Origin of the sequence: Curtobacterium sp. NPDC090223, assembly GCF_044746585.1 — a bacterium.
GTDB lineage: Bacteria > Actinomycetota > Actinomycetes > Actinomycetales > Microbacteriaceae > Curtobacterium.
Genome location: NZ_JBIVCN010000001.1, coordinates 843,193 through 870,159, shown reverse-complemented (window position 1 = coordinate 870,159; position 26,967 = coordinate 843,193). Strand labels below are relative to the sequence as shown.

At 70.5% G+C, this 26,967-nt stretch carries 28 protein-coding genes; 9 read left to right on the top strand and 19 right to left on the bottom strand.

Annotated elements, in window-relative coordinates; translation table 11 throughout:
• Nucleotides 1-290: 290 nt before the first annotated feature.
• The 4 genes from ACIPJY_RS04055 to ACIPJY_RS04040 form a co-directional block, all read right to left on the bottom strand.
• Nucleotides 291-809 (bottom strand): hypothetical protein, encoded by a 519-nt coding sequence (locus ACIPJY_RS04055; protein ID WP_400459131.1) that lies wholly within the window; start codon nt 807-809, stop codon nt 291-293.
• A 27-nt stretch (nt 810-836) separates the two neighbouring features.
• On the bottom strand, nt 837-1,538 hold the full coding sequence (locus tag ACIPJY_RS04050) for an MFS transporter (protein ID WP_400459134.1): 702 nt from the start codon (nt 1,536-1,538) through the stop codon (nt 837-839).
• 77 nt (nt 1,539-1,615) lie between these two features.
• Complete coding sequence (locus ACIPJY_RS04045; protein ID WP_400459137.1) at nt 1,616-1,939, bottom strand: barstar family protein; 324 nt, start codon at nt 1,937-1,939, stop codon at nt 1,616-1,618.
• A gap of 143 nt (nt 1,940-2,082) precedes the next feature.
• Complete coding sequence (locus ACIPJY_RS04040; protein ID WP_400459140.1) at nt 2,083-2,703, bottom strand: TetR family transcriptional regulator; 621 nt, start codon at nt 2,701-2,703, stop codon at nt 2,083-2,085.
• A 118-nt stretch (nt 2,704-2,821) separates the two neighbouring features.
• Here ACIPJY_RS04040 and ACIPJY_RS04035 point away from each other — a divergent pair, with 118 nt between their 5' ends.
• The 5 genes from ACIPJY_RS04035 (at nt 2,822) to ACIPJY_RS04015 (ending at nt 7,400) form a co-directional block, all read left to right on the top strand.
• On the top strand, nt 2,822-4,561 hold the full coding sequence (locus ACIPJY_RS04035) for a CocE/NonD family hydrolase (protein WP_400459143.1): 1,740 nt from the start codon (nt 2,822-2,824) through the stop codon (nt 4,559-4,561).
• Nucleotides 4,558-5,217: a hypothetical protein gene (locus ACIPJY_RS04030; RefSeq protein WP_400459146.1), complete on the top strand. Its 660-nt coding sequence runs from the start codon at nt 4,558-4,560 to the stop codon at nt 5,215-5,217. The genes ACIPJY_RS04035 and ACIPJY_RS04030 overlap by 4 nt, the downstream gene beginning before the upstream one ends.
• 172 nt (nt 5,218-5,389) lie before the next feature.
• On the top strand, nt 5,390-5,752 hold the full coding sequence (locus tag ACIPJY_RS04025; RefSeq protein WP_400459149.1) for an ArsR/SmtB family transcription factor: 363 nt from the start codon (nt 5,390-5,392) through the stop codon (nt 5,750-5,752).
• A gap of 179 nt (nt 5,753-5,931) precedes the next feature.
• Complete coding sequence (locus ACIPJY_RS04020) at nt 5,932-6,795, top strand: cation diffusion facilitator family transporter (RefSeq protein WP_400459152.1); 864 nt, start codon at nt 5,932-5,934, stop codon at nt 6,793-6,795.
• Nucleotides 6,792-7,400 (top strand): cation transporter, encoded by a 609-nt coding sequence (locus ACIPJY_RS04015; protein WP_400459155.1) that lies wholly within the window; start codon nt 6,792-6,794, stop codon nt 7,398-7,400. The genes ACIPJY_RS04020 and ACIPJY_RS04015 overlap by 4 nt, the downstream gene beginning before the upstream one ends.
• Nucleotides 7,401-7,414: 14 nt before the next feature.
• Here the strand turns inward: ACIPJY_RS04015 and ACIPJY_RS04010 are convergent, their stop codons facing one another.
• From ACIPJY_RS04010 to ACIPJY_RS03970, 9 genes are all read right to left on the bottom strand, one after another.
• Nucleotides 7,415-7,636, bottom strand: coding sequence for a hypothetical protein (locus ACIPJY_RS04010; protein ID WP_400459158.1), 222 nt, complete (start codon nt 7,634-7,636; stop codon nt 7,415-7,417).
• Nucleotides 7,637-7,651: 15 nt separating this feature from the next.
• Nucleotides 7,652-8,335: a cation diffusion facilitator family transporter gene (locus ACIPJY_RS04005; RefSeq protein WP_400459161.1), complete on the bottom strand. Its 684-nt coding sequence runs from the start codon at nt 8,333-8,335 to the stop codon at nt 7,652-7,654.
• Nucleotides 8,332-8,685, bottom strand: coding sequence for an ArsR/SmtB family transcription factor (locus ACIPJY_RS04000; protein WP_400460857.1), 354 nt, complete (start codon nt 8,683-8,685; stop codon nt 8,332-8,334). The genes ACIPJY_RS04005 and ACIPJY_RS04000 overlap by 4 nt, the downstream gene beginning before the upstream one ends.
• Nucleotides 8,686-8,796: 111 nt before the next feature.
• Entirely contained in the window at nt 8,797-9,165 is a 369-nt protein-coding gene (locus ACIPJY_RS03995) for a hypothetical protein (protein ID WP_400459164.1), read from the bottom strand.
• Nucleotides 9,166-9,366: 201 nt separating this feature from the next.
• Nucleotides 9,367-9,942: a uridine kinase gene (locus ACIPJY_RS03990; RefSeq protein ID WP_400459167.1), complete on the bottom strand. Its 576-nt coding sequence runs from the start codon at nt 9,940-9,942 to the stop codon at nt 9,367-9,369.
• Nucleotides 9,943-9,996: 54 nt separating this feature from the next.
• Nucleotides 9,997-10,482, bottom strand: coding sequence for a GNAT family N-acetyltransferase (locus ACIPJY_RS03985; protein ID WP_400459170.1), 486 nt, complete (start codon nt 10,480-10,482; stop codon nt 9,997-9,999).
• Nucleotides 10,483-10,578: 96 nt separating this feature from the next.
• The gene (locus ACIPJY_RS03980; RefSeq protein WP_400459173.1) at nt 10,579-11,304 is read right to left on the bottom strand and encodes a M50 family metallopeptidase; all 726 of its coding nucleotides are present in this window, start codon (nt 11,302-11,304) and stop codon (nt 10,579-10,581) included.
• A 134-nt stretch (nt 11,305-11,438) separates the two neighbouring features.
• Entirely contained in the window at nt 11,439-13,220 is a 1,782-nt protein-coding gene (glmS, locus tag ACIPJY_RS03975; protein ID WP_400459176.1) for a glutamine--fructose-6-phosphate transaminase (isomerizing), read from the bottom strand.
• 412 nt (nt 13,221-13,632) lie between these two features.
• Nucleotides 13,633-16,344 carry an AAA family ATPase gene (locus tag ACIPJY_RS03970; protein WP_400459179.1) on the bottom strand — a complete coding sequence of 904 codons (2,712 nt, stop codon included), beginning with the start codon at nt 16,342-16,344 and terminating at the stop codon, nt 13,633-13,635.
• Between the two features lie 498 nt (nt 16,345-16,842).
• On the opposite strand from ACIPJY_RS03970, the gene ACIPJY_RS03965 reads away from it, so the two are divergent.
• Complete coding sequence (locus ACIPJY_RS03965) at nt 16,843-18,348, top strand: MFS transporter (protein WP_400459181.1); 1,506 nt, start codon at nt 16,843-16,845, stop codon at nt 18,346-18,348.
• Nucleotides 18,349-18,372: 24 nt separating this feature from the next.
• On the opposite strand, the gene ACIPJY_RS03960 is transcribed toward ACIPJY_RS03965, so the two are convergent.
• The 4 genes from ACIPJY_RS03960 to aroA all read right to left on the bottom strand — a co-directional run bounded on the left by ACIPJY_RS03960 (nt 18,373) and on the right by aroA (nt 23,008).
• Nucleotides 18,373-19,155 carry an inositol monophosphatase family protein gene (locus ACIPJY_RS03960; RefSeq protein WP_400459183.1) on the bottom strand — a complete coding sequence of 261 codons (783 nt, stop codon included), beginning with the start codon at nt 19,153-19,155 and terminating at the stop codon, nt 18,373-18,375.
• 19 nt (nt 19,156-19,174) lie between these two features.
• Complete coding sequence (locus ACIPJY_RS03955; protein ID WP_400459185.1) at nt 19,175-20,338, bottom strand: hypothetical protein; 1,164 nt, start codon at nt 20,336-20,338, stop codon at nt 19,175-19,177.
• Between the two features lie 194 nt (nt 20,339-20,532).
• Entirely contained in the window at nt 20,533-21,636 is a 1,104-nt protein-coding gene (gene rsgA, locus ACIPJY_RS03950; RefSeq protein ID WP_400459188.1) for a ribosome small subunit-dependent GTPase A, read from the bottom strand.
• 1 nt (nt 21,637) lies between these two features.
• Complete coding sequence (aroA, locus tag ACIPJY_RS03945; RefSeq protein ID WP_400459191.1) at nt 21,638-23,008, bottom strand: 3-phosphoshikimate 1-carboxyvinyltransferase; 1,371 nt, start codon at nt 23,006-23,008, stop codon at nt 21,638-21,640.
• 129 nt (nt 23,009-23,137) lie between these two features.
• Between aroA and ACIPJY_RS03940 the strand changes: the two genes are divergently transcribed.
• Both ACIPJY_RS03940 and ACIPJY_RS03935 read left to right on the top strand, forming a co-directional pair.
• The gene (locus tag ACIPJY_RS03940; RefSeq protein WP_400459194.1) at nt 23,138-23,974 is read left to right on the top strand and encodes a sigma-70 family RNA polymerase sigma factor; all 837 of its coding nucleotides are present in this window, start codon (nt 23,138-23,140) and stop codon (nt 23,972-23,974) included.
• On the top strand, nt 23,971-24,213 hold the full coding sequence (locus ACIPJY_RS03935; protein ID WP_400459197.1) for a zf-HC2 domain-containing protein: 243 nt from the start codon (nt 23,971-23,973) through the stop codon (nt 24,211-24,213). Before ACIPJY_RS03940 ends, ACIPJY_RS03935 begins: the two co-directional genes overlap by 4 nt.
• Before the next feature lie 45 nt (nt 24,214-24,258).
• Here ACIPJY_RS03935 and ACIPJY_RS03930 read toward each other — a convergent pair whose 3' ends face one another.
• Nucleotides 24,259-25,674, bottom strand: coding sequence for a LamG-like jellyroll fold domain-containing protein (locus tag ACIPJY_RS03930; RefSeq protein WP_400459199.1), 1,416 nt, complete (start codon nt 25,672-25,674; stop codon nt 24,259-24,261).
• 118 nt (nt 25,675-25,792) lie between these two features.
• The gene (locus tag ACIPJY_RS03925) at nt 25,793-26,374 is read right to left on the bottom strand and encodes a hypothetical protein (RefSeq protein WP_400459202.1); all 582 of its coding nucleotides are present in this window, start codon (nt 26,372-26,374) and stop codon (nt 25,793-25,795) included.
• Between the two features lie 115 nt (nt 26,375-26,489).
• Here ACIPJY_RS03925 and ACIPJY_RS03920 point away from each other — a divergent pair, with 115 nt between their 5' ends.
• Nucleotides 26,490-26,930 (top strand): GNAT family N-acetyltransferase, encoded by a 441-nt coding sequence (locus ACIPJY_RS03920; RefSeq protein WP_400459204.1) that lies wholly within the window; start codon nt 26,490-26,492, stop codon nt 26,928-26,930.
• Nucleotides 26,931-26,967 lie beyond the last annotated feature (37 nt).

Below are 26,967 nucleotides of genomic sequence, written 5' to 3'. Positions count from 1 at the left end.
CCTGCGTGGCTGGAGGCGGACATTCGCCAATGGGCTACGACGTTCAACTCCACGTATTCCTACGAGACCGGCTGGCCGGATGCCCAGACCGGCCACCGACAGCGGCTCAGAGGCGAGCGCCTGGCGGCCGCGATCGCTCGGGAACTGAGCCCGGGCGACTCGATCGCGTTCGCTCATTGGGAGACGAACGTTGCCGGGCAGGAGCCCTAGGACGTGCCTGCACGAGGCCGCTGTGCAGTCAGAGCGCGCCGCGCACCGTGCAGCCCCGCGGTCGTCTCGGTGCCGATCCTCTATTGAACGGCGTTCGTCCTGAGCGGTGAGCACATCGCCACGACGACGGCGCCAGCGAACACGAGGGTCACGGCGAGCAGCGCGAAGCCATCCCCAGCGACGGTCATGAGTGCGCCGCCACCCACTGCTCCGGCAGCCGCGAGGGTTCTGTTCGCGCTGCGCATCGTGCCGTTCATCCGACCGAGGAGTGCGTCGGGTGTGACGGTCTGGCGAAGGCTCATCTCGTTCGCGTTCTCGCAGCCCGCAGCAGCGCCGTGTACGGCGAAGGCGACGAACAAGACCACGACGGTCGCTGGTGGTGCTGCGACGCCGAGGCCAACGGTCGTGAGCGTGATGGCTGCCCACGCGATCGGGTACGCGGCACGAGCGGCGATGATCGTCCGGCCGGCGCCGAAGCGTGTGCCGAGGCGTGGCGCCGCAGTGGCGCCGAGGAGCATTGCGACGCCGCTGACGGCGAGGATGGCCCCGTACAGGGCCGCTGGGAGCGCGAGGGTGCGGAGCGCGAGTGTCGCGAACACCGTCAGTCCGGCGGCGTTGGCGAGGAATCAGAGGTGCGTGGACAGCGCCAGCGGTGCGAGCATCGGATGACCGTACGTCCACCGCAGACCATCGGCGATGTTGCTCCGCAGCCTCGCACCCGCCACGCGTGCTGCCGTTTGCTCGACAACGCGGACCCGGGCGATGAGGACAGCGTCGACGAAGTAGCTCACCGCATCGAGCGCCATGGCCACCGGCGCGGTCACGATGCTGACCAGGACACCTCCGAGAGCCGGGCCCACCGTCTGCGCTGCCGCGTCACTCTGATCCACCCGCGCATTCGCTACCAGGAGGAGAGGACGAGGAACGATTCGAGGGAGGAGGGACTGCGTCGCGGCGAATCCCACAACGGACAAGATCCCGAACACGAACAACGCCGCCGCCGTCACCCACAGGTTCAAGAGCCCGGTCAACCACAGCGCCGGGATCGCGCCCAGGCACACGCCACGACCGACACTCGCCCAGATCAGGAGTGGCTTGCGTCGGAAGCGATCAACGTAGGCGCCGACGATCAGACCGAACAATGCATACGGAAGGAACTGGGCAGCGTTCACCAGCCCCACCTCGAACGGGCTGGCGCGCAGCACCTTGACCACGAGAACCGGGACGGCGACCGCGCTCACTGCTGATCCGAAAGCTGAGACGGTCGCGGCGGACCAGTACGAGCTGAACCCGGGCACTCGACGCAGCGTGGTCACGTCGTCGCCCATGCGCCAACGCTGGCAGACCGCAACGCTGCGAGCAAGACAAGTCGCACCCCCGCGTCCTTGTCTCGGTAGCCGACCAGCTACCGGACCAGCTCGTGTTCGTAGAGGCTGGCATCCCACCCGTAGTCCGCCTCGGCTACGTCTGACATGCAGTCGTTGAGCGCGTCCAGGTTCTTCCCGAAGTGGCTGGGGAACTGGAGGGCCGTCGCGAAGGCGATGTGCATCTGCTTGTCTTCTTGCCAAGCCCCGGCGTCCAGCTCGATGACCCGATAGCCCTCGCGCCGAAGCCACGTCTCGGCATTGCGCAACGCGGCATCGTCTCGCAGCCTGCGAACGAATCCGTCGCGGGCAATCTCGAAGTCCAGCCTGTTGCCGAGGATGTCGTCGGTGGAGAACGCGGTCACGCTCGAACCGTAGTACGCGAGGAGGTCAGAGTATGGCCGCGACCGACCTCGCAGAAAGAGCCGTCGCTGCCCATCAGCGTTTCCAATGGAGGTCCTGATGATCGTCCGATAGCCGATCGGCTATCGAGACACGCAACGAACCATCAGGCAACGGGGCCGGGCGGAGTGAGGACGGATTGTATTGCTGGCCCAACGGTCTCGACGATGCGGTCGTGGTTCGCTGCGACGAGCGTTGGAACGCCGATGATTCGGCGGCTGGTGACGATGCCGACGAGCATCGCTGCCGCGAGGCCGGCACGCAGGGCCCGGTCGTCGTGGTCGAGGGCTCCGGCACCGTTCTCGAGTCGGGCTTCGATGAACTCCCGCAGCTGGGTGTTCGCCTCCTCGTTGACGACTGCCCCGCGCAGCATCGCCATGAGCGGCTCGGACTCTTCGCCGGGCGCTTCCCACGCTTCGAGGAACGCCCGGACGACTCGCTCGCCGAGGCGCTCACTCGGACCGTCGAACGCCGTGTCGAACCGGGCCAGCGCGGAAGCGGGCACCGCCATGACGGCGGCGAACAAAGCGTCTTTCGACCCGAAGAACTGCATCACCTGCGACGGATCGACCCCCGCGTCAGTCGCGATCCGCCGGATCGTGGTCGCCGCGTACCCGTCGCTGGCAAACCGCGCACTCGCGGCCGTGAGCACGGTGGTCCTCGTGCTCTCCGCACCGGGCCGTCGTCCGACTCTGGCCGAGCGGGTGGCCTGCGATCCGGGGGTCATGTGCCCAATCTACCGCTGAACCCGCCTGTTCTCAACGCCTGTTGAGTTCTGGGCCGATCGGTCGTACGCTCGCTCCGACGACGAGCCCGTGGAGGACTCCCGCACGAAGGAGATCGCGATGACCGACCAGAGGATGTACGTCCCCTCGACCCCACTGCCCGCGCCCCGCACGGGCCTCCTGACCCCGTCCGAGCCGGGCACCCGCACGCTCGAGGCAGGCTTCCAGATCGCGCCGCAGTTCAAGCCGCTGCCGGTGGACACGGTGTTCGACAAGGACGTCGCCGTGCAGCTCCGCGACGGGACGACGATCCACGTCGACGTCTTCCGGCCGGTCGGCACCGAGCCCGTCCCGGTGATCGTGGCTTGGAGCCCGTACGGCAAGGCGCAGGGCACGTCCCTGAGCGTGATGGGGGTCTTCGGCCTCGTCGGCATCCCGAACAGCGCGGTGTCGGGGCTGGAGAAGTTCGAGGCACCGGACCCGGCGTACTGGGTGCAGCACGGATACGCGATCGCGAACGTCGACGTCCGCGGCGTCGTCGACTCCGACGGCGACAGCGTCCTCTGGGACCGGCAGGAGGGCCGTGACGCCTACGACGTGATCGAGTGGCTCGCCGAGCAGGACTGGTGCGACGGCAAGGTCGGGATGAGCGGCACCAGTTACCTCGCGGTGTCGCAGTGGTTCACCGCCGCGGAGCAGCCGCCGCACCTGGTCGCGATCAACCCCTGGGAGGGCGTCAGCGACGTTTACCGGGACCTCGTCATGCGTGGCGGGATGCCCGACACCGGGTTTGCGCAGCAGCTACAGGACGGCAGCTTCTTCGGGAAGAACCGCAAGGAGGACATCCTCGCTGAGGTCGACGCGTACCCGCTGATGGGCCGGCTGTGGGAGGAGAAGATCCCCGACTTCGACCGCATCACCGTCCCCGCGTACGTGGTCGCGAGCTACTCGAACACCCTGCACACGGCTGGCACGTTCCGGGCCTGGAGGCGTATGGCCAGCACCGAGAAGTGGCTGCGGATCCACAACACGCAGGAGTGGCCCGACTACTACGACGAGGCCAACGTCGAGGACCTCCGCCGGTTCTTCGACCACTACCTGAAGGGCGTCGACAACGGGTGGGAGAGCACCCCGACGGTCCGGTACTCGATCCTCGACCTCGAAGGCGGCGACGAGGTCGCCGTCCCCGCCGACTCCTTCCCACCGGAGGACGCGACCTCGACGAAGTACTACCTCGACGCCCACACCCGCACCCTGACCACCGCCGCCCCCGAGGCTGTAGCCGAGGCTTCGTACGCAGTCGCGGCGAACCCGAACGCGGTGTCGTTCCTCACCAGGTTCGACGAGGAGACGGTCCTGGTCGGCTACCCCAAAGCGCACCTGTTCGTCGAGGCCCGGGATGCCGACGACATGGACCTGTTCGTCCTGGTGCAGAAGCTCGACCGGTGGGGCACGCCGCTGCAGGCGTTCACGGTCCCGAACCAGACCGCGATGGCGCACGACCTCACCGACCATGGCGCGACGATCCTCCGCTACAAGGGCTCCGACGGTCGACTCCGCGTCTCCGCTCGGCACCTCGACGCGCACCTGACCAAGGACGACGTCCCCGCGCACACCTTCGACCGGGTCGAGAAGCTCATCCCGAGCGAGGTCGCGGAGATCGAGATCGACCTGTTCCCGGTCGGGCTGCGTTTCCACGCTGGGGAGCAGCTGCGGTTCATCATCAGCTCCCGGAACCTCCTCGGTACCCTCATGCCCGCGATCCGTGAGTACGTCGGTGCCAACACCGGCACCCACGTCGTGCACACCGGAGGCGAGCGCGCCTCCTACCTGCAGCTGCCCGTCCGGAGCGCCCGATGACCGCCGCGACAGTCCGCCTCGACGGGCAGGACACCGATGCGACGATCGACGGGTACGAACTATTCTCCGCCCGCCGTGCGCTGGAACTCCTGAAGCGGAAGCTCGGTCGCGAGCGGCTCCTCGAGCTCCTCGCCGACGAGATCGCTGCGGGGGACGCGTTTCTCCGCGGTCACCTCGAACGCTCGGGCGGCGAGGAGGCGAGCGGCACCACGACGCTGCGCGCCCGTGGGATCACTGCGGCGCAGTTCGGTGCATGGCTCGGTGCGGCGTTCGCTCGGGAGGACGTCATGCTCGCCGGGAATCCGGAGCACTATGCGATCCACACGGAACCGGGGCAGCCGGTGAACATCGTCGAGACCCTCGACGACCAGGTGTGCTCGTTCTTCATGCGCCCCTGGGACGACAGCGTCATCGTCGACCAGGAACTCCCGCCTGCCGCCGGCCGGCCTGCTGGCCGCCGCTCGCACATGCTCCTTGCCGACGGCACCGTCGTCGGCTCGATCGCCAACGCCTTCGAGGACGAGGCCGACGGGTTCACCGCACGCCTGTCGGTCACCCTTCCGGCAACGTGCGAACCCGATGTGATCAAGCAGCACCTCGAGCACTTCGCCGTCGAGTTCCGCACGTGGATCCTCCTCGCCGCGAGCGATCTGTAGGGAGATCAGACAGGGAGCAGATGGAACCGCCCGCTCCGATGCCCGTCCAATCCATTGATGAGACGCCAATACGAACGCCCCGCCGGGTCATTCCCCGCTGGGGCGTTCTGGCGTCTGGTGAAGGATCGGCTATCGAGACGCAACGTCCGGTCACTTGGTTTAGAGTCTGCGTGTGCACGTAGACAAGCAGGCATGCGGCCTTAGTCCGGAGTCGGAGTACGTCGAGCTCGCGGTGGAGGTGTTCGCGATGCTTGCAGACGCCACGCGGGTGAAGATCATTCTCGCGTTGCGGAGCGCGGAGGAGATGTCGGTGAACCACCTCGCCGACGTCGTGGACAAGAGCCCGGCAGCAGTGTCGCAGCACCTGGCGAAGCTGCGGCTGGCTCGGATGGTGTCGACGAGGCGGGAGGGTACGACGGTGTTCTACCGGCTGACGGACGAGCACGCCTCAGAGCTGGTCGTCGACGCCGTGAAGCAGGCTGAGCACGTCGTCGGTGCTGCACCGCACCACCGCGGGGAGCGGGAAAGCGCATGACCGGCCATGACCACGCGGCGGCCCACGTGGAACACGATCATCCGCACGACCACGACCACGACCACGACCACGACCACAGTGAGCATGGGCACCCGCATCCGCACGGCGGTGTGAAGGGGTTCCTGTACGACCTGTTCGTGCCCCACACGCACGATTCCGCGGACTCTATCGATGACGCGATGGAGGCCAGCACCGCCGGCGTCCGCGCGCTGAAGATCAGCCTGTTCGTCCTGCTCGGCACGACGATCCTGCAGGCGGTGCTCGTCGCGTTCACCGGGTCGATCGCGCTGCTGGCGGACACGATCCACAACTTCGCGGACGCGCTGACCGCGGTACCGCTGTGGATCGCGTTCGTCCTCGGGCGACGGCTCGCGAACCGACGCCTCACCTACGGGTACGGCCGCGCGGAGGATCTCGCGGGCATGTTCATCGTGATCGTCGTCGCCCTCTCCGCAGTCGTGGCTGGCTGGCAGGCCATCGACCGGTTCATCAACCCGCGACCGATCGAGAATCCCTGGCTCCTCGTCGCGGCAGGGCTCGTCGGGTTCGCCGGCAACGAGATCGTCGCCATCTACCGCATCCGCGTCGGCCAGAGGATCGGCTCCGCCGCGCTCGTTGCCGACGGGGTGCACGCTCGCCTCGACGGGTTTACGTCACTTTCCGTCGTCCTCGGGGCCGTGGGGGTGATGCTCGGCTTCCCGCTCGCGGACCCGATCATCGGTCTGCTCATCAGCATCTCGATCATGCTGCTGCTTTGGGGCACCGTGAAGTCGATCGGCTCCCGGCTCATGGACGCCATTGACCCGGCGCTCCTCGAGCGCGCGGAGCACGCGCTCGAGCACACGGACGGCGTCCACGCCGTGCGGGACGTGCGGCTCCGCTGGGTCGGGCACCGCCTGACCGGCTCCGCGACGATCGTCGTGGAGACCAGTGACCTCCACGAAGCTGCGCACGTCGCCGCCCATGCGTCCGAGCACGTCCACGAGGCAATGGGCAACGTCGACGCCTTCACCGTCACTCCCGCGCCGCCGTCACGTCGATGACCATTCCGGTCGACGAAGTCCACCGAGTGCGGTTGCTCCGCGTCGGCCGAGGGTTGGAGTGGTGCACGCTCGCGTGGAACGTGATCGACGTCGTCGTCCTCGCTGTCCTCGCGGTGCGTGCAGCGTCGGTTGCGTTGGCCGGCTTCGGGTTGGACTCGGTCATCGAGATCGGAGCGAGCGTCGTTGTCCTCTGGGAGCTGGCGGGGACCGGCGCCGCCCGGCAGGAGCGAGCGCTACGGATTATCGGCGTGGCATTCATCGCCCTCGCCGTCTACCTGACCGCGCAGTCGGTGACGGCGCTGGTCACCGGGCACCATGCCCGTCCGTCCGCAGGCGGGATCGTGTGGTCGGCGATCACGGCCGCGGTCATGTTCAGCCTCGCCGCCGCGAAGGACAAGGTGGGCCGCGCGCTGCGGAACCCGGTCTTGCAGACTGAGGGGTGGATGACGTTCATCGATGGTGTCCTCGCCGTGGCCGTCCTCATCGGTGTGCTTCTGGACGCGACACTCGGCTGGTGGTGGGCCGACCCCCTTGCCGGCCTCGTCATCGTGTTCTACGCGGCCCGCGAGGCCATCACGATCTTCCGACCACCGTCCGCAGCCTGAGAGTGCCGAATCGGTCAGAGCCCGAGTAGGCGACACGCACCGATGCGACGTTCGGCGTCATCCAGGCTGTCACAGGTGGACTCCAGGCCGGAGCGGAGCATGCACACCCGGCACGCCTCCGGCAGCGTTTCGATGTCAGCGACCGGTTCGGTGGTGTCGGCGGACCAGAGGCGGTAGCCCGGGTCGAGGGCTTCGGCCTCGAACCAGTCCAGCAGGAATCGCTCGCCGCGCTGCATCGGTGGGCTGCGCGGTCAGCAGCAGTCGCAGGCGTCGACCCGTCGCTCACCCGTGAGCGCGGAGACGGGTTGCTTGCAGGCGTCGCCCCGCCACGCTTCGAGGCCTTCGCGGACGGCGAAGACGACCACGACCAGGCCGGCGATGGGATCGGCCCAGGTCCACCCGAAGAGGGTGTTCAGCAGCAGGCCGATGAGGACGGCGGCGGAGAGGTAGCTGCACACAAGGGTTTGCTTCGAGTCCGCGATCGCTGATGCGGAGCCGAGTTCCTTGCCGGTGCGGCGTTCCAGGAGGCTGAGGAATGGCATGATCGCCAGGCTGACCACGGCGAGGACGATACCGACGGTGCTGTGTTCGGGTTCGCGGAGGCCGGTGAGTGCCAGGATCGCGTCGGCGCTCACGTAGAGGGCGAGACCGAAGAACGAGACCGCGGTGACCTTCAACGCGGTGCGTTCGCGCGCTTCTGGGGCGTGGCCGGCGAACTGCCATGCGACAGCCGCGGCGGAGAGGACCTCGACGATGGAGTCCAGGCCGAACCCGACCAGCGCTGTGGACGACGCGATGGTACCGGCGCTGATCGCGACGATCGCCTCGATGACGTTGTAGGTGATGGTTGCCGCGACGATCCACCGGACCCGGCGCTGCAGGAGCAGCCGCCGCGCGGCGGAGAGTGGCGTGCTGAGCTGGATGGTGGCGCTCATGCGCCGACTCCGCAGCACAGCGGCACGTCGCAGTCCGCGTCGGTGCAGCCGACGCCGTCGTCGACGGCGAGGACGACGTCGACGAGCGCTTCGAGGGCACGCGTGAGGTGCGGGTCGGCGATTTCGTACCGGGTGCTGCGTCCCTCCGGTGTGGCGACGACGATGCCACACCCGCGCAGGCACGCGAGGTGGTTCGACACGTTCGTCCGCGTCAGTTCGAGCTCGTCAGCCAATCGCGCCGGGTAGCCGGGGCCGTCGAGTAGCCGGAGCAGGATCCGCGACCGAGTCGGGTCGGCAAGGGCCCGCCCCAGTCGATTCATGACGTCGAGCCTCGGCGCTATGGTCAGCATTCGATGACTATACAGCGCACGGTGACGTGAGCTGAACGGTGAGCGATGGCCCATGGAGACAGGGACCGCGGCTGTTCAGTCGTGGCTGACGAAACGGTGAGGCCGGGGGCTCTAGGTGCGGGTGAGAGTCTTCAGGAGAACGACGGCGGCCGCGGTCAGCAAGAGTGCCCCGCCGAGGCCGGCGAGCGGGTACCAGACGCCGTTGGCCCGGTAGCGGCGGCGGATGCCCAACCCACCCCCAGTGATGACTGCAGCGAAGCCGCCGAGGAAGGTGAGGCCCATGCTGCTGTACCAGCCGGCATCACCGCAGGCCACAGTGCGGGCGCCGCAAGTGCTGTACGAGATGAGGCTCTCGTTGAGGATGTACCCGACGCAGCCGATCGCCGTGAGCAGTCCGATGACGATGACCGCCCAGATGAGGGCGAGGTTCCACAGGGCACCGCGGTCGCTCAGTGTTGCGCGTCGGGTGCGGGACGCCATCGGGACTCCTCAACTGGTTCGTTCGTCGGATGTCAACAGGGTGCCATGCGGCGGTCAGATCCGAATGCAGCGTCGACCAGCGGCGGCCGTTCATCGGCCATGGTGGGACCTGTTCTGACGTCTGCCGATCCGGCGGCCCGATCGGGGATCCCCGACCGGAGCAAGCACGAGCGCACGAGGCGGCGTTCGGTTGCCGACCGGCTATCGGACAGGTGCGTAGAGCAGGCCGGCAGTGTCGCGAGGCGTGAAGCGTTGCTCGAAGTCTCGTTCGTTCGGTAGCCAGATGTCGTGCCAGAGCGCGTCGTGGCTCCGGCCGAGCTTCCGGTCTCGGGCGACACCACGGCGGGCGGCAGTACCGAGGTCGACGTCGCACCAGATGGTCACGTCAAGAGTCGGCAGCGCCTCAGGGTGAAGGAGTCCGATGAGGTCCACGACCAGAGTTCTTGCCTGCGGCAGGGGCTCCTCGGGGCCAAGGGCTCGTCGCGCCCAGTCGTACCGCTGAAAGTGGCTTGCGCGTCCTTCTCGGAACGGTTCCAGCACTGTCGAAACCAGGCGCTTCCGATCCACGCCGTCCCAGTCCGAGGAGCGACGGTGAGAACGTGCGGGATCTAGGAAGTCGTCACCGCGCATCCGCACTGCGTCGGGAAGCGCTGCGACCAGGCCTCGCGCGAGCGTCGATTTGCCGGACCCGCAGAAGCCCGAGACACCGACGGCTATCGGGCGGTCCGAAGCTCGCTCCCGCTCGACGATGTGCTCGAGAACGTCGTCCTGGTTCATCTGGCGAGGTTACAAGGAGCCCTCGCTGCTTGAGTCGTCTCGGCAACCGATCGGCTACCGGGCAGGACCGCCAGGTGCGGAGCGAAGGGCTTTGAGATCCCGCATCCACGCGACTTCTCGCTCGAGCTGACCCGTCCCGGTGAAGAGGCGCACTTGCTGCGTGTCGGAGAGCACGGCGGTGAGCTCGTTCCGGTCTGCCAGAGCGAATCCGAGTTTCTGCCAGAACGGTCCCGACCTGCGTGAGAAGAGCCACGCCCGCGTCGCGCCCGAGCCAACTGCTTCTTCGAGGGCGAATCTCGCGAGACGGGTGCCTGCACCTGCGGTGCGCCGTGCGCTCGAGACTGCGACGCTGCGGATCAGGACGTCTGCGCCGTCAGCGCTGGCTTCGTAGCCGGTGCTGCCGATGATCTTGCCATCCTGGTCGCGCTCTACCCACACGCGGACGGCAGTCGAGTCGAGCCCAGCGACAGTGAGGTCAGCTTCGCTGAGGAATGCCCGGAGCTCCTGGACATCGTCGTTCGTCACCGGCGAGTAGGTCATGACTCATGCTCTCGCACCACGCCGCCCAGTCAGGGATCGGCTGCCGCGCACTTGCAACGGACGTCAACGCTGATGTCGTTCCGGGTCGGGACGCCGTCAGACGAGGCCGCGGACCCCGGCGGCGATCGTGTCCCACACGCCGAGCAGCGGGTCGCGTGCCAAGGACACCGCGACGCCGTTGACGAGCACGAACAGCACGAACCAGACCCCGGCGGGCAGGCGCATCTCGGCGGCCGCGATGTGGAAGTCGGTCTGCACGCGGGCACCCGTGGCGATCCAGCGCGCGACCTGCACGACGGAGCGCAGGCCGTCCACGACGAAGAGCGCACCGACCGCGGCGACCACGAGCACCGTGACCTCGGAGGGACGGAGGGCCACCCAGAGTGCCAGGGCGTCGAAGCCGACGACGACGAGCAGCCCGAACCAGTTCCGGACGAACACGAGCGCGACGAGCCCGATCACGCCGAGGACCACGACCGGGAGCCACCGCGAGCCGTGCAGCACCCCGGTCAGCAGCAGGGTGCCGGCCCAGAGCGGTGCGCTGTAGCCGGCGTAGAGGTTGAGCACCCGGACGAGCCACCGGATCGCGCCCGGCACACCGCCGAGCTGCACCCAGGCCTCGCCGGAGCCGTCCGGACGCAGGTCGATGCGCCGGATCCGCCCGCCGAAGGGCACGACCACGACGCAGTGCCCGACCTCGTGCGCGATGGTCGCGGCGATCCGCGCCACCCGTCCGACCACGGGGACGAACGGGAGCACGGCGCCGACGAGGATCGCGACGAACACCAGGGAAGCGGACGAGACCAGCGGGACGGAGGACATCGTCGGCAACTGTGGCAGAAGTGGCTAGGAGAGCACCGAGGGGAGCAGCAGGATGACGGCCAGCGTCACCAGGACGGCCACCACGGTGAGGACGGTGAGGAACACCGTCAGACGGTTCATGCGCGGCTGCCTCGCTATTCGACCGTCACCGACTTCGCGAGGTTCCTCGGCTTGTCCACGTCGCAGCCGAGCTGCAGCGCGAGTTCGCGGGCGAGCATCTGGAGTGGCACGACGGCCTCGAGCGGACCCCACGGCGCGGTCGTGCCGAGCGCGGGGATGTCCGAACCGGCACCACCGATCGTGATGACGAACCCGCCACGGGCCCGGACCTCGGCGATGGCGGCCTGCAGCCGGTGCTCGCCGTGGTCGACCACGACGACGGGAGTGCCCTCGTCGACGAGCGCGAGCGGGCCGTGCTTGAGCTCGCCGGACGGGTACGCCTCGGCCCACCGGTAGCTGAGCTCCTTCAGCTTGAGCGCGCCCTCCGCCGCGTACGGCAGCCCGACGCCCCGCCCGAGGAAGAGGAACCCGGTCGCGTCGCGGACGCTCGACACCAGCAGCGGGATGCGGTCGGCGGCGACCCGACCCGCGGTCTCGATGCGGGCCGGCAGCTCGCGGAGGGCGGCGACGTGCGCAGCGGCCTCCGCGAGGGTGATGCGTCCCGAGGTGACGAGCGCGGCGATCATCGCGGCGACACCGACGACGACCTGCGCCGTGAAGGTCTTCGTCGCGGCGACGCCGATCTCGGGCCCGGCCTGGCAGTCGAGCACCGCGTCGGCGCGTCGGGCCAGGGACGAGTGCACGTTGTTCGTCAGCGCGAGGACGGGGTGCGCGTCCCCGAAGCGGTCGAGCGCGCGGAGGACGTCCGCGGTCTCGCCGGACTGGCTGATCGCGATGACCAACGTGCCGGGTCCGAGGACCGCCTGGTCCGCCTCGCTGGCGACGACGATGTCGGTCGGGACTCCGCCGATGCCCCGGAGCGCGGTCGCGATGACCTGCCCGGCGTTGAGCGACGTCCCGCACGCGACGATCGCGAGGCGGTGGAACCCGGGGAGCCCGAGGCCGACCCACATGCTGCCGTCGGCGGTGCGGGCGGCGATGCGCTCGACGATCTCCGCGACGACGGCGGGCTGCTCCTCGATCTCCTTCGCCATGTGGTCCGGGTGGTCGCCGAGCTCGAGCGCTGCGGCCGCGAACGGCGAGGGCGTCGGGAACGGCACCGGCACCGAGACACCGGCGGAGGACCAGTTCCAGGACTCGCCGAGCTCGACGACGTCGCCGTCGCGCAGCGCCACGAACGTCTCGCACCACTCGGCGATCGCACCGATGTCGCTCGCGACGAAGTCTCCGCGGGGTGCCCGGGCGACGACCAGGGGCGAGCGCTCGGCGGCGACGACCATCCGGCCGCTGCGGGAGTCCAGGACGACGATCGCCCACGACCCCTCGAGCTGGGCTGCTGCGATCTGCACGGCGAGCATCAGGTCCGGGTCGACGGCGAGGGCGCGCTCGACGAGGTGCGTGATGACCTCGGAGTCGACGTCGGAGCGGAACTCGTGGCCCTGCGCCTCGAGCATCGTGCGGAGGCGCTCGGCGTTCTCGATGATGCCGTTGTGGACGACGCTGATCCGGCCGGTGCAGTCCAGGTGCGGGTGGGCGTTCCGCTCGGAGACGCCGCCGTGCGTGGCCCAGCGGGTGTGGCCGATGCCGGTGCCGGTCAGGGCGTCCCCGGACCGCGCGGCGACGAGCGTGCGGAGGTCACCCACCCGCGACACCGACCGGATGGTCTCGAACGCACCGGAGGCGGTCCGCACGGCGATGCCCGCCGAGTCGTAGCCGCGGTACTCGAGCCGTTCGAGGCCGTCGAGCAGGTACGGGGTCGCGTCGTCGGAGACGCGGGCCGCGATGATGCCGCACATCGGTGGACCCTTCGGTCGGGGAGCAGAGGGGGAGTGCTGGGAGAGCGGGGTCGGCACCGACCGCCGCTCGGGTCTGCCACGCGATCGGGACCGCGGCCCGTACCGCCGCCCGTCCTCGGATCAGGCGAGGACGGACGACGGCGTACGTGGGCCGACGGTTCGGGTACCGATCGGGGTACCGTGGGCTGGCCTCCGGAGAGGCGCGGCGGTCGGTGCAAGAACGAGCATCACCGGACGGGCCGCCCCCCGACAACGGTCCGCGACGCTTGTTGCGGTTCTTCGCGCGCAGCGTGCGAGACCGCGCGGTGGCGTGCGGAGTCGCGCAACGGCCCGCAGGGTGGGCACACGACGGACGGGAGGCCCGGTGCCAGCTGGCACCGGGCCTCCCGTCCGGAAGAACGCGACCGTCAGATCACGTGAGCAGCGCGACCAGGTGGGACCGCGACCGCGCCCCGACCTTCCGGTAGATCTGCGTGAGTCGCAGCTCGACCGTCCGCTGGGACATGTAGAGCGACGAGGCGATCTCGCGGTTGCGGTACCCCTCGGTCACCTTCTGCACCACCGCGCGCTCCTCCGCCGTCAGCGAGGTGAGCACCGCCGCCGCGTCCGGAGCGCTCCGCGGTGTCCCGGGCGTCATCGGGGTCGTCGCGGACAGCAGCGCGCCGGAGCGCACCCCGCCCGTGAACGGACCCGAACCGATCCCGGTGCCGCCGAACGACGGCATCGCGACCGTCGGTGCCGGCGTCGCGAGCGGACGTCGGAGACCAGCGGCCTCGTACGCCGCGGCAGCCGCCGCGCCGAGCCGGGCACGGTCGGCCGGCGCACCGATCGCGGCGAGCGCCGCGAACGTCCGAGCCCGCTCGAACTGCGAGTCCGCGGGCTGGAAGATCTCCAGCGCACGACGCCGCGAGGTGTCGCGTGTGGTGTCGTCCGCGATGAGCGCGAGGCTCCTCGCCAGGACGAGCGCCCCCCAGCGCGACGGCCGGGCGTGGTGGTCGGCAGCGAGCCGCGCCGTGATGTTGCGCGCGTCGTCGGTCCGACCGAGCCGGACGTACGCCTCCACCAGGTCGCCGAGGTGCCGGAGCACCGCCGGGTTCCGGAGGCTGCGACCGATGGCGTCGGCGGCCTCGAGGGACGCAGCCGCCTCTTCGAGACGACCGTCGAGGAGCAGGACCCGACCGCGGAGGGCGTACAGCTTCGCCGTCGCTCCCCAGAGCCGGTTCGTGGAGCGCTGCCGCAGGCAGTGGTCGACGACGTCGAGTGCGTCGGCGGACCGACCCTCGGCGAAGTGCCGCCACGCGACGGCGATCGCCCGCGACGGTTCGCGGAGGCGTTCGACGACGGCCGAACCGGCCTCCCACACGTCGATCGCGCGGAGCGCCTGCCGGAAGTTCCCGGAGCGCACCTCGTTCTCGGCGGACAGGTAGCGCGCGGCCTCGAGCCACACCGGTGCGGTGTCGGTGGCGCGGGCCAGGACGAGCGCGAAGACCCGACGGGCGCTGCGGTAGCGCTCGGCGAGGCTGAGTGCGTGCGCCAGGAGCAGCAGTGCCGGGTCGGACATCGCGAGCAGTACCTGCGCGGCGAGCCCGTCGTGCAGTTCCCCGTCCGGCGGCAGGGTGCCGTCGACCGCGGCCACGAGCTCGCGCGCGGAGCCGAGGATCTCCGCGGTGTGCGCCGAGGCACGGTCCTCGAAGGGCTCTGCCCGGTGCAGCAGGTCGCGGGCCTGGTCGAGTTCCCACGCCTCCGCTCGGAAGGACGCCACCATGGCCAGGAGACCGGCGAGCGAATCCGCCTCGGCGCCGTCCTCGGTGTCGATCGGCACCATCAGTTCGTCCGCGTGGACCGCGTCGCCGCTGAGGTACTGGACGGAGTACTGCAGCCGGAGCCGCCGTACCTCGTCCGCGAGTTCCTTGAACGGCTTGATCGCCGCCAGGTACCGCGCCGCGAACCCGAGGAGCCGGTGTCCGAGCAGGACCTCGGCGACCCCGAGCAGTGCGACGTGCTCGTCCTCCGAACCCGTCCCGATGTGCAGGGCACGTTCGGTCAGGGCGACGGCGGCGTGCGAGTCGCCGTCGACGGCGTAGGAGCGTGCGGCCGAGAGCAGGGTGGCGGCGTCGGGGACGTCGTCGACGAAGCTCGCGTGCCACGCGGCCGAACGGTCGTCGTGGGCGGCGGCGCTCGTCGCCAGCTCGGTGTGCGCCTCGCGGCGGTCCCGTGCGGGCATGCTCCAGTACAGCGCGGAGCGGACGAGCGGGTCGCGGACGGAGATCGACTGCCCGCGGACCGTGGCGAGGCCGGCGCCCACGAGGTCGTCGATCGCGTCACGGTCCCAGCCGGCGACGCGCGCCGTCGGGACGAGGGCCAGCCGGGCGAGGACGTCCAGATCGCGTCCCACGGCGGCTTCGAGGACGAGCTCCGCGGCTGCGGAGGTCGTCGGGGTCGGTCGCAGCGGCAGCACGAGCGGCTCGGTGCCGACGAGCTGTTCACGGCGGAGTGCGCCGATCTGCTCGCGGAGGGCACCGGGGTTGCCGCCGGTCTCGTCGGCCAGGACGGCGAGGACGCCGTCGTTCGCCTCCTCGGACGCCATGTCCCGGGCGAGCACGAGTGCCTCGTCCGGCTGCAGCGGTTCGAGCCGCAGGATCGGCAAGGACGCCAGCGGACCGTTCGCGGGGACACGGCGGACCGTGGCCACGAGACGGAGTGCCGTGCCGGCGAGCCGTCCCGCGAGGAACGCGATGAGCTCCTGGCTCTCGGCGTCCATGCGGTCCAGGTCGTCGATGAGCACGAGCGTCGGCGGGAGCGTCAGCGCGTGCACGGCGTCGAGGAAGTCGTGCGCTGCGGCGAGGCCCTCGTCGACGTTCCGGACCAGGCGCGCGATGTGCGCCGAGGCCCGGGGGTCGTCGAGGGCGGTGAACAGGGATGTCACTCCCGACATCGGCCAACGGGCTTCAGAGCCGTTGACGCCGAGTCGGACGACGGGGATGGAGACGCGGTTCGAGACCGCGTCGAGGACGCTGGAGCGTCCGGAGCCAGGGTCGCCGACGACGACCATCGCGGACTCCCGGGGGAGCACTGCGAGGGTCGCGATCCGGTCGACCTCAGAACGTCGACCGGTGAGTTCCATGCGGACTCACCGGCCTCCGGGTCCTGAGACGGACGAGACGGCGGGGCGCACGGAGGCGGATCGGATGCCGGCGCGGGGGTTGGCCGCACGGCTGATCGATCGTGAGGCGCTCATCAGGGGGGCGCCGGAGGATTCGTGGTTGGAATGCGGACGAGTGAGGGTGCACTCGATCTCGCTCGGGAACGATGATGTCATCGTCTGTATCACCCCTCGGGTTAGGGTTTCGACGAACACGACCGGCCGGATCTGCATCGGGACTAGGGATCCCGAGACGCCACCTGACCTGTCGTCTGAGAGCGACGATAACCCAGGCTCGGACCGGATGAGCCAGTGCGCGCAATCGGATGTGACGGTTCATCACCCCAGTACGGGGGGTGCGACCCCCCGCGTGGGGGGTCAGGATTGGCGTCGCTCGGTACTTCGTGGTACGGAAACGGGGTACACGTCGGCCCGTTGGTACTGGGGCACGCCAGGTGCGATCCGCGTAGAACCGGTGAGGTGACCGACGACCTCCCCGACGACCGGACACGCTGGCGGGCCTTCGGGGTCTGCGTGGCCGTGGCGGCCCTGACGATCCTCGACCTCTCGAAGGTGAACGTCGGCCTGCCGTCCATCGAACGTTCACTCGGTGCGACCAGTTCGTCGCTGCAGCTGATCGTCGCCGGGTACGCGCTCGCGTTCGGCCTGGCGCTCGTCCCGGCCGGCCGGCTCGGGGACCTGAAGAGCCGCCGCGCCCTGTTCATCGTCGGGCTCGTGGCGTTCACCACCTCGAGCCTGCTGTGCGCCGTCGCGCCGACCATCGAGGTGCTCATGGTCACCCGGATCCTGCAGGGGTTCGCGGCGGGGACGCAGATGCCCCAGGTGATCGGCCTCGTCCAGCAGCTGTTCCGGGGCGCCGAGCGTGGCCGGGCCTTCGGGCTATTCGGCGCGATGATCGGCATCTCGACCGCGCTCGGTCCGACCGTCGGCGGCGGTCTGATCGCGATCGGCGGCGAGGAGAACGGCTGGCGGCTGCTCTTCTGGATGAACGTGCCGCTCGGCATCGCAGCGCTGCTGTTCGCGCTGCGGCTGCTGCCGAAGGGAGCGCAGGGCCGTGCGTCCGACCGCGAGCTCGACATCGTCGGCATCCTGCTGCTCGGCGCCGCGATCGTCACGCTGATGCTGCCGTTCGTGCTCACCACCGGTGCGGGGGACTCGGGCGCCCGCTGGCTGTGGCTGGTCGTCTTCGCGGTGTTCCTGGTGCTGTTCGTGCTGTGGGAGGTGCGGTACAAACGGCGTGGGAAGTCGCCGGTGGTGCACTTCGAGCTGTTCCGGCTGTCGTCCTACCGCAACGGACTGTCCATCGTCGCGGTGTACTTCGCCGCACTGCCGGCCTCGTTCCTCATGGTCACGCTGTACCTGCAGGAGGGCCTCGGGCTCTCGCCGCTGTTCGCCGGCATGGTGAGCATCCCGTTCGCCGCGACGAGCGCGGTCGGGGCGTACGTCGGCGGTCGCATCGTGAACCGGGTCGGGCGCGCGCTCGTCGTCTTCGGGCTCGGCATGGTGGTCGTCGGCTTCCTGCTGCTCGTGCTCGCCGCGACCCTGACCACGCCGGACGTGACGCCGTGGGCGATGGCGGGCGCGTTCCTGGTCGGCGGGCTCGGCGGTGGATTCGTGGTGTCCCCGAACCAGACCCTGACGCTCGCGGAGATCCCCGTGGAGCAGTCCGGGGTGGCGGGGTCGATGCAGCAGCTCGGGCAGCGCGTCGGCACGGCGATCGGCACGGCGGTCGCGACGAGCATCTTCTACGGGATCGTCCGGGGGTCCGCGGCAGCGTCGGGCTCCACCGGTTCCGCAGAGCGGTTGGACGCGTACCACGACGCGTTCCGGAGCGGTACGACGTTCACGGTGTCGCTCATCGCGCTCGCGCTTGTGCTCGCGGTGGGGGATCTGGCCGTCCGCCGTCGGGCGTCGCGCCGGACGGCCGTGGACGCGGGGTCCGCGACGGGCGACGCGCGCGCGTGAGCCGCGTCGGGCCTCCCGGTCGTGTCAGCGGCGGATGACCTCGACGACGGCGTCGTGCACCAGCCCGTTCGTCGCGAGGGCGCTGCCGTGCCAGGGCCCCGGGTCACCGTCGAGCGAGGTGAAGCGACCGCCGGCCTCTTCCACGATGGGGACGAGCGCGGCCATGTCCCAGGGCTTGAGGTCCGGTTCGCCGGCGATGTCGAGGATGCCCTCCGCGACCATCATGTAGGACCACATGTCCCCGTACGCACGGGTGCGCCAGACCTTGCGGGACAGGTCGATGAGCGGCTGCAGTCGGTCGTCGTCGTCCCACTGCTGGATGCTGTTGTAGCTCAGGCTGGCGTCCTCGAGCCCGGCGACGCCGGAGACGTGCAGCTCGCCGTCGAAGGAGTGCGCGCCGAGCCCCTCGGCCGCCCACCAACGCTTGCCGAGAGCGGGTGCGCTCACGACGCCGAGCACCGGGCGGCCGTCGACCGCGAGGGCGATCAACGTCGCCCAGACCGGCACACCACGGAGGTAGTTCGCGGTGCCGTCGATCGGGTCCACCACCCACTGGCGGTGGCCCTCGCTGGTGGCCTCGGCCCCGGAGTCGGCCGTGGTCTCCTCGCCGAGGAAGGCGTCATCGGGGCGCTCGGTGCCGATCCGGTCCCGCACCGCGCGCTCGACCGCCTGGTCCGCGTCGGTGACCGCGGTGTGGTCGGCCTTCGTCGACACGTGCAGGTCCGCGGCACGGAAGCGCTCCAGGCTGATCGCGTCGGCGGTGTCGGCGAGTGAGCGGGCGAAGTCCAGGTCGGCGCTGAGGTCCACGGCTCCGAGCGTAGCGGCGTCAGGCCGCGACGACCTCTTCCTCCTCGAGGCGGCTGACCTCGCGCTCCCGGGCGATCCGGGTGCGGCGGCCGACGAGGCCGTGCACGACGACGCAGAGCAGCACGGCGCCGACGAGCCACAGCGTCAGCACGAGGGAGCTCCGCCCGAGCGAGGCGCCCGGGAAGTACTGCAGGTCCTGCGCGGCCTGCAGCCAGGCCGCACCCGACCAGAACGTGTTCAGCGCGGCGAAGAACCCGGGCTGGAACGCCGGCTGGAAGATCCCGCCGGAGGACGTGAAGTTGAGCATCACGAAGAGCATCGTCAGCACCGGGGTGGTCCACCGCCCGAGGATCGGGTGCAGTCCGATCCCGAGACCGATGATGATCGCGTCGTACATCCACGCGAAGAGGAAGATCTGCCACTGGTGCGTCGTGATCACGCCGTAGATCGGTCCGGCGATGACGATCCCCATCCCGGCGACGACCCCGGCGGTCGCAAGGCCGATGACCGCCGTCCACACCGCGCGGAGCTTCGTGGCGAACGCGGCGACCGCGATGGCCGACGCGTACCCGCCGACGCTCAGGGCGACGAGCAGGAAGAAGAGCCCCTGGCCGGTGCTGTCCTGGTCGCCCGAGGGCACGACGTCCACCACGTGGAAGGGCAGGTGCTGGTCGTAGGCGATCGGCATGAAGACCTTCTGCGCCGCGGTGGCGGTGGTCTCGCTGGCCGCCGACGAGACGTAGAGCGTGGCGCCGGTCGCCGAGGTCGAGAACACGGCGGCGAGGTCGCGGTCCCTGACCTGCTGCTTGGCCTCGGCGTCGGTCGACACGACGTGCGCGACGAGGGCGCCGTCGGACTCGTCCGTGACGGTCTGCGCGAAGACCTGCGTGGTCGCGCTCTGCCCGACGATGCCGACGGGGAGGTCCTTCGGCGCGGGGGCGTGGAAAGCGCCGAGGTAGGCCAGACCCATCCCGGCCGCGAGGAACAGCGGCACGAGGATGTGCGAGGCGAAGGTCAGGAGTGTGCGGCCGAGTCCGACGGGGCGGAGGACGTTCGGGGCGCGGTGCGGCGGCCGGGGGGCGGCGTGGCCCCGGTGCTGGTTCGCGGCGTCGTCGGCGCGGTCGATGGAGGCGGGAGCGTCGACGCGGGTCGGCGCAAAGTTGTACTTTGCAACTTCAGACACGAGGCGCAATGGTACGCCTCCGGTACGACTTTGTCGACGCGGGGCGCGCGCGCCCGGCCGCCCGTCGCCCCGTCGCCTCGTCGAGGTTCCACAATCACGGCACCTCGGCGCCCGAGATGCCGTAATTGCGGCACCTCGGTGCGCCCGCACGGCGAGTTGCGGAACCGCGACGCAGTCCGCCCCCGCGCGGCGCGCTAGTCCGTGCCGGGGTCGTGCGCGCCCATGCCCGTCAGGAGCGCGCGGAAGGAGTCGAGCCGTTCGATGCCCGTCGGCCCGAGCTCGCCGGCGTTCACCCGGTCGACGATCTCCCAGTCGTGCGCCTGGTCGAGCGGGATCGCGGGGCCGTCGCCGTCGCCGGAGGGGGAGTCGGAGCCGGAAGCGGCATCGGACGAGGGCGCCGCGACGGGGATCGCGTGCGAGGCGAACGCCCGGAAGACGTTCGCGGGGTCGACGTGCCCGAGGCCGAACGACCGGACACCCGGCGTGTCGATGATCCAGCCGCCGTCCCGGACCTGCAGCGCGATCGACGACGACGACGTGTGCCGCCCCCGCCCGGTGACCGAGTTCACGACGCCCGTGGCCCGGGTGGACCCCGTGAGCGCGTTCACGAGCGTCGACTTGCCGACGCCGGAGTGCCCCACGGTGACCGTGACCTGGCCGTCCAGCACCTCGTGCATCGCCGCGAACGGCACGTCGTCCGCGCGGCTCGTCACGATCCGCAGGTCCAGGCACGCGAAGTGCGCCAGGAACGGCGCGGGGTCGGCGAGGTCGGTCTTCGTGATGCAGAGGATCGGGTCGAGGCCGGCGTCGAACGCGGCGACGAGGTACCGGTCGATCAGCCGGGTCCGCGGTTCCGGGTCGGCCGCGGCCACGACGATGAGCATCTGCGTCGCGTTCGCCACGATCACGCGCTCGACCTCGTCCGAGTCGTCGGCGCTCCGGCGGAGGAGCGTGGATCGCTCGGCGACGCGGACGATGCGCGCGAGGGAGCCCTCGGAGCCGGAGACGTCGCCGGCCAGGAAGACGTTGTCGCCGGTGACGACGGACTTCTTGCCGAGTTCCCTGGCCTTCGTCGCGGTGATCAGGTGCTCCCCGTCCGGTGCACTGACGAGCACCCCGAACCGGCCGCGGTCGACGTTGGTCACCCAGCCGGTCGGCGCGTCCTCGTAGGTCGGCCGGACCTTGGTGCGCGGGCGGTTGCCCTTCGGGTTCGGTCGGACCCGGACGCTCGACTCGTCGTACTGCCCGTACGGCTCGTCCTCGTCCGCGTCACCGTCGACGTCGTCCCACCAGCTCACGTCAGACCCCCGACCCGGAGGTGTCGGTTCCGGCGGGGTCGCCGGTCGCGACGAGCGCCGCCCACAGCTCCGGGAACTGCGGCAGCGTCTTGGCGGTCGACCCGATGTCGTCGACCGCGATCCCGTCCACCACGAGTCCGACGATCGCACCAGCGGTCGCCATCCGGTGGTCCTCGTACGCGGTCCAGCCACCGCCGTGGAGCCGCGCCGGGCGGATCAGGAGGCCGTCCTCGAGTTCCTGCACCGAGCCTCCTGTCCGGTCCACGTCCGCAGCCAGCGCTGCCAGCCGGTCCGTCTCGTGCCCACGCAGGTGGCCGATGCCGGTGACGGTCGTCGGGCCGTCGGCGAGCGCCGCGAGCGCGACGAGCGCGGGTGCGAGCTCGCCGCCGCGGGTCAGGTCCAGTTCGAGACCCGGGACGGAGGCCCCACCCCGGATCCCGACGCCGCCGTCGAACACCAGGTCGTCACCATCGCGAGCCACGCTCGCCCCCCACAGGGGCAGGAGCGTCTCGAGGTCGGCGCCGACCTGTGTCGTCGCCGTCGGCCAGGTGCGGATGCGGACGGTGCCGCCCGCGACGAGGGCTGCGATCGCGAAGGGTGCGGCGTTCGACAGGTCCGGCTCGATCGTGCGGTCGAGCGCGGCGATCGGTCCGGGGTGCACGACCCACTCGCCGACCGCGGGCTCGTCGACGCGGACGCCGCGCTCGCGGAGCGCGGCGACGGTCATCTCGATGTGGGGCAGGCTCGGCAGGCGCTCGCCCTCGTGCGTCAGGTGGAGGCCCTCGTCGAAGCGGGGCGCGGAGAGGAGCAGGCCGGAGACGAACTGCGACGAGGCCGAGGCGTCGATCGTCAGCGCGCCGCCGCGGACCGAGCCGGTGCCGGTGAACGCGAACGGCAGGGAGCCGTCGCCGTCGTCGGTGACGTCCACGCCGAGGGCCACGAGCGCGTCGATGACCGGGCGCATCGGGCGGCGGCGGGCGGCCTCGTCGCCGTCGAACACGACCGGGCCGGTGGCCAGGGCGGCGAGCGGCGGGAGGAAGCGCATCACGGTGCCGGCGAGCCCGCAGTCGATGCGGACGTCGCCGTGCATCGGGGCCGGGGTGATCCGGAGGTCGGGGCCGTACGGGTTGTCGCCCGGGAGCTCGTCGATCCGCACGCCCAGGGCACGGAGTCCGTCGATCATCAGTGCGGAATCGCGGGAGTGCAGGGGGAGGCGGATGGTCGAGGGGCCGTCGGCGAGGGCGGCGAGGACCAGCTCGCGGTTCGTCAGGGACTTCGAGCCGGGCAGCGAGACGTCGCCGCTGAGGGGGCCCGCGGCGACGGGGGCGATCCAGGGGGCGTGCTCGCGCTGGGAATGCTGTGTCTCGGCCATCGGTTCACAAGACTACTGAAACGATCGGGAGGACCCTTGGCGACAGCACTCGCACCCACGCGGACGCACCTGCCCGCAGCGGTGACCACGCTCGCTGGAGCGGGCGGCGTCCGCCTAGACTGGCCCGCGATGACCACCGACGAGCCGCAGGCAACACCGCACGACCTGGTCGAGGAGACCGAGGCCCAGCTCGACGCCGTCTCCGAGGAAGCCGCGGCGCTCGAGACGCCGGACGACGACGACGACGTCGTCGACGCGAAGACCGTCTCCGAGGCCGAACTCCGGAGCCTCTTCGAGGACCAGGCGCTGCCCTTCATGGACCAGCTCTACGGCGCCGCGATGCGCATGACGCGGAACCCCGCGGACGCCTCCGACCTCGTGCAGGAGACCTTCGTCAAGGCCTTCGCCGCGTTCCGCCAGTTCAAGCAGGGCACGAACCTCAAGGCCTGGCTGTACCGGATCCTCACGAACACGTTCATCAACACGTACCGCAAAAACCAGCGGAACCCGTACCAGGGCACCATCGACGAACTCGAGGACTGGCAGCTCGGCGGCGCGGAGAGCGTCACGCAGTCGATCTCGGCGCGCTCGGCCGAGGCGGACGCGATCGACCACCTGCCGTCCTCCGCCGTGAAGGACGCCCTGCAGGCCATCCCGGAGGACTTCCGGATGGCGGTCTACTTCGCCGACGTCGAGGGCTTCTCCTACCAGGAGATCGCCGACATCATGAAGACCCCCGTGGGGACGGTCATGAGCCGCCTCCACCGTGGTCGCCGGCTCCTCCGGGGGCTCCTGGCGGACCACGCCCGTGAGACCGGCATCGTCCCGGACGCAGCGTCGACGGCGACGATGCGCGGACGCGGCCGGAACACCGCGACCACCGACCGCACTGCGGCACCGGGTCGCACGGCGGCATCGGGTCGCACCGCGACCTCGGGTCGCTCGGATCGAAAGGGAGAACGATGAGCGGCTGCGACTGCTCCAAGGCCAAGGCGGAGCTCGAGGAGTTCCTGCACGACGAACTCCGCCGCGAGGACGCGGCGGACATCCGCGAGCACATGGACGGCTGCGAGGACTGCACGACCGAGCACCGCGTGAACGTCGTCCTCATGGAGACCGTGAAGCGCGCGTGCAAGGAGACCGCTCCGGACCAGCTCCGGACCGAGATCCTCGCCCGCATCCGTGTGGAGCAGGCGACGCACTGACGGCTCCGGGCCGCGCGGGTCCGCGCCGCGCCGGTGTCGTCCGTCTCAGCGCCCCGCAGTGAAGCGTGCACTGATCTCCGCGGAGGTCAGCGTGCCGTGATGGACTCGGACCGAATCGATCGCACCGACGAACGTCGGGTCGGTCGGCGCGCTGGGCCACGTCGAGTCGATCCTGCCGTGGCCTGCCCGCCAGTACCCGTTGTAGGACACGGCAGTCAGCACGTCGGTCCGTGACGCGGCGAGGACGCCGTCGACGTGGAGTTCGAGCCGGCCCGCGGTGAACTGACCCACCGCGTGGTGCCAGGTGCCGTCGTCGATCCGGCCCGGGCTCTGCACGACCTTCGCCACGGACGTGTCCCACACGCCGAACACCAGGCGCCCGTCTGCGCCGACGTAGAAGTTGCGGTCGTACGCGCCCGTGGTCCCCGTCGGTGTCCCGGTGAACCCGAACAGCCTGCCCTGGGGTCGGTCGGTCCGGAACCACAGCTCGGCAGCGAACGTCGGCGGCGCTGGCGTGGAACTCGTCGTGTGGACGACGGCGGACTCGCTCGAGCCGTCGAAGAACGTGACGAAGGGGTTCTCGGTGCACGAGCCGTTCGTGCGTGCGGCACCGGCACCCAGGAGTCCGTCGCGGCCGTTGCCGGAGGAGTCCAGCGCCGTCGAGCCGCCGCGTTCCGCGAAGTCCAACGCCAGCGCGGTACCCGCGACACCGCGGTGGAAGCACGGGAACGAGTCCGTCGTGCCGAGTGCGGCATCACTCGTGGTCGACCCGCTGAACCCGGCGCCGGCCGTGGTCGCGGCGATCGCGACGAGTGCCACGGTCGCGGCGAGGGGGAGCGCGAGCGACGTCCCGCCCGGCGCGTCGGGGCCGGTTCGCACGACGGTCGTGTGCAGGTCCCAGCGGGGCGTCCCGCAGCGGTGGCAGGGGACCCCGGTACGGAGGTCACGGTCGACGCGCCCCAGCAGGACGAGCGCGACCACCCCGAGGCCCGTCGCGGCGAGCGGCACCCAGTCGCCGCTGCGGAGCCACACGCTCGGGAGCCCGACGACCGGGAACCGCAGCACGCCGACGCCGAGGACGGTGTCCGCATCGACCGCGGTCCGGTCCGGCTCCGGGTTGGCGTCCCCGCGGAGCCGCAGGGCGCCGTCGGACTCGATGCGCTCGAGACGGTGGAGTCGCTGGCGGTCCTCGTGGTCCGGGTCCTCCACCAGGAGCACCTGCCCGATGGAGGCCGTTCCCGGTTCGATCGGCATCGCTGCGACCACGTCTCCGGTCCGGACGGCCGGGGACATCGAGTCCGAGACGACGGTGGTCACGCGCCAGTCGAGTGCGGCGGGGAGCGCGGCCCAGACGGCGAGCAGGAACACGGTGGCGAGGGTCGTGCGTGCTGCGATCCCGAGGAGCAGGAGGACGAGGTCGCCGGTGCACCGGGTGGTGCGACGGGCGGGCGTGCGTGCCATCGGGTGCTCCTCGGGATCGTCGGGTCGCTGGCGCTTCGGGACGGGCGGTCGGCCCTTCGGGTCGGGCCGTCCGCTTCGGCTCGGGCAGTCCGCTTCGGGTCGGGCCGTCCGCTTCGGGTCAGTCGGTCTGCGCTTCCCAGACGAACGTGGTGCCGACCTCGGAGTCCTGCGCGGTGTTCGGGGTGTCCGCGTCGAGGGCGTACGAGAACCGGTAGGTCGTGGAGGACGTCCCGGTCGCCGGCTTCCAGTCGTCGACGCCGTCGCCGAACGACCCGGCGGCGAGCAGTTCGGCGAGCGTGCCGTCGTGCACGGTCGACGCACCCGTGAAGGTGGTGCAGTCCCCGGCGGTGGCGAGGGTGCCGCGCTCGACCGTCATCTGGAGGTGCTGCCCGATGGTGTCCTCGTCCGACTGGGCTGCGGTGTAGAGCCGGACCTCGGCGGGGTTCGTCGTCGTCGACGTCACCGTGATGCAGTTCGAGTCACTGCTGCCGGGGACGAGGTCGTCAGCACTGAAGAGCGCCACACCTCGGTCGTCGTCGGAGAGCGACACGGCACCGGTGCGCCAGGAGTTCGCGGCGTTTTCGGTGGTCGCGGAGAAGGCGGCGTACGAAGCGGTGGCGATCACGGCTCCACTCGCGACGACGGCCAGGGGCAGGGCGATCCAGGCGGCGGTGCGGCCGTGGCGGGCGGTGAGGTGCATGATGGCTCCAGTAGTTCTGACGCGGTGTCTGATATGCCAGCAGTGTATTTGAATATCACCGGTACTCACAACCGCTCGTCGTCACACCACGGGGCCAGTCGGTAGGGTCGCGTGCATGACCCTCTCCGTCGAGTCGATCACCACCTGGTCCGACCCGGACGTCGCCGACGTCGCCGCCCTCGTCCGCACGCTCGGTCACACCGCCGACGACGCCGCCATGCGCGCTCGACTCGAACGGCTGACCGCCGAGGCCGGCCACCGCACGTGGCTCGTCCGTGACGACGCCGGTCGCGCGGTGGCCGTCGCCGGCGCGCAGGTCACGTGGGCGTACGCCTCGGACGAGCCGACGGCGCAGCTCCTCCTGCTGGTGGTCGACCCGACAGCCAGGAGGCTCGGCACCGGTTCCGCGCTCATCGGCACGTTCGAGACGTGGGCCGTCGCGCAGGGCGCGCGTCAGCTCTCGGCCGTCAGTGCTGCCGCGACGGACAGCGCGCACCGGTTCTACCAGAAGCGCGGGTACCACGACGCCGGGGTGCGCTACACCCGCATCGTCTAGCGGACGCGGAACAGGAACAGCACCACGGGATCCCGTG

Excerpts from the sequence above, each read along its gene's own strand:
- ACIPJY_RS04050 (WP_400459134.1), bottom strand. The coding sequence starts at position 1,538 with ATGGGCGACGACGTGACCACGCTGCGTCGAGTGCCCGGGTTCAGCTCG.
- ACIPJY_RS04040 (WP_400459140.1), bottom strand. The coding sequence starts at position 2,703 with ATGACCCCCGGATCGCAGGCCACCCGCTCGGCCAGAGTCGGACGACGG.
- ACIPJY_RS04035 (WP_400459143.1), top strand. The coding sequence starts at position 2,822 with ATGACCGACCAGAGGATGTACGTCCCCTCGACCCCACTGCCCGCGCCC.
- ACIPJY_RS04030 (WP_400459146.1), top strand. The coding sequence starts at position 4,558 with ATGACCGCCGCGACAGTCCGCCTCGACGGGCAGGACACCGATGCGACG.
- ACIPJY_RS04020 (WP_400459152.1), top strand. The coding sequence starts at position 5,932 with ATGGAGGCCAGCACCGCCGGCGTCCGCGCGCTGAAGATCAGCCTGTTC.
- ACIPJY_RS04015 (WP_400459155.1), top strand. The coding sequence starts at position 6,792 with ATGACCATTCCGGTCGACGAAGTCCACCGAGTGCGGTTGCTCCGCGTC.
- ACIPJY_RS04010 (WP_400459158.1), bottom strand. The coding sequence starts at position 7,636 with ATGCAGCGCGGCGAGCGATTCCTGCTGGACTGGTTCGAGGCCGAAGCC.
- ACIPJY_RS04005 (WP_400459161.1), bottom strand. The coding sequence starts at position 8,335 with ATGAGCGCCACCATCCAGCTCAGCACGCCACTCTCCGCCGCGCGGCGG.
- ACIPJY_RS04000 (WP_400460857.1), bottom strand. The coding sequence starts at position 8,685 with ATGCTGACCATAGCGCCGAGGCTCGACGTCATGAATCGACTGGGGCGG.
- ACIPJY_RS03995 (WP_400459164.1), bottom strand. The coding sequence starts at position 9,165 with ATGGCGTCCCGCACCCGACGCGCAACACTGAGCGACCGCGGTGCCCTG.
- ACIPJY_RS03990 (WP_400459167.1), bottom strand. The coding sequence starts at position 9,942 with ATGAACCAGGACGACGTTCTCGAGCACATCGTCGAGCGGGAGCGAGCT.
- ACIPJY_RS03985 (WP_400459170.1), bottom strand. The coding sequence starts at position 10,482 with ATGACCTACTCGCCGGTGACGAACGACGATGTCCAGGAGCTCCGGGCA.
- ACIPJY_RS03980 (WP_400459173.1), bottom strand. The coding sequence starts at position 11,304 with ATGTCCTCCGTCCCGCTGGTCTCGTCCGCTTCCCTGGTGTTCGTCGCG.
- glmS (WP_400459176.1), bottom strand. The coding sequence starts at position 13,220 with ATGTGCGGCATCATCGCGGCCCGCGTCTCCGACGACGCGACCCCGTAC.
- ACIPJY_RS03970 (WP_400459179.1), bottom strand. The coding sequence starts at position 16,344 with ATGGAACTCACCGGTCGACGTTCTGAGGTCGACCGGATCGCGACCCTC.
- aroA (WP_400459191.1), bottom strand. The coding sequence starts at position 23,008 with ATGGCCGAGACACAGCATTCCCAGCGCGAGCACGCCCCCTGGATCGCC.
- ACIPJY_RS03940 (WP_400459194.1), top strand. The coding sequence starts at position 23,138 with ATGACCACCGACGAGCCGCAGGCAACACCGCACGACCTGGTCGAGGAG.
- ACIPJY_RS03935 (WP_400459197.1), top strand. The coding sequence starts at position 23,971 with ATGAGCGGCTGCGACTGCTCCAAGGCCAAGGCGGAGCTCGAGGAGTTC.
- ACIPJY_RS03930 (WP_400459199.1), bottom strand. The coding sequence starts at position 25,674 with ATGGCACGCACGCCCGCCCGTCGCACCACCCGGTGCACCGGCGACCTC.
- ACIPJY_RS03925 (WP_400459202.1), bottom strand. The coding sequence starts at position 26,374 with ATGCACCTCACCGCCCGCCACGGCCGCACCGCCGCCTGGATCGCCCTG.
- ACIPJY_RS03920 (WP_400459204.1), top strand. The coding sequence starts at position 26,490 with ATGACCCTCTCCGTCGAGTCGATCACCACCTGGTCCGACCCGGACGTC.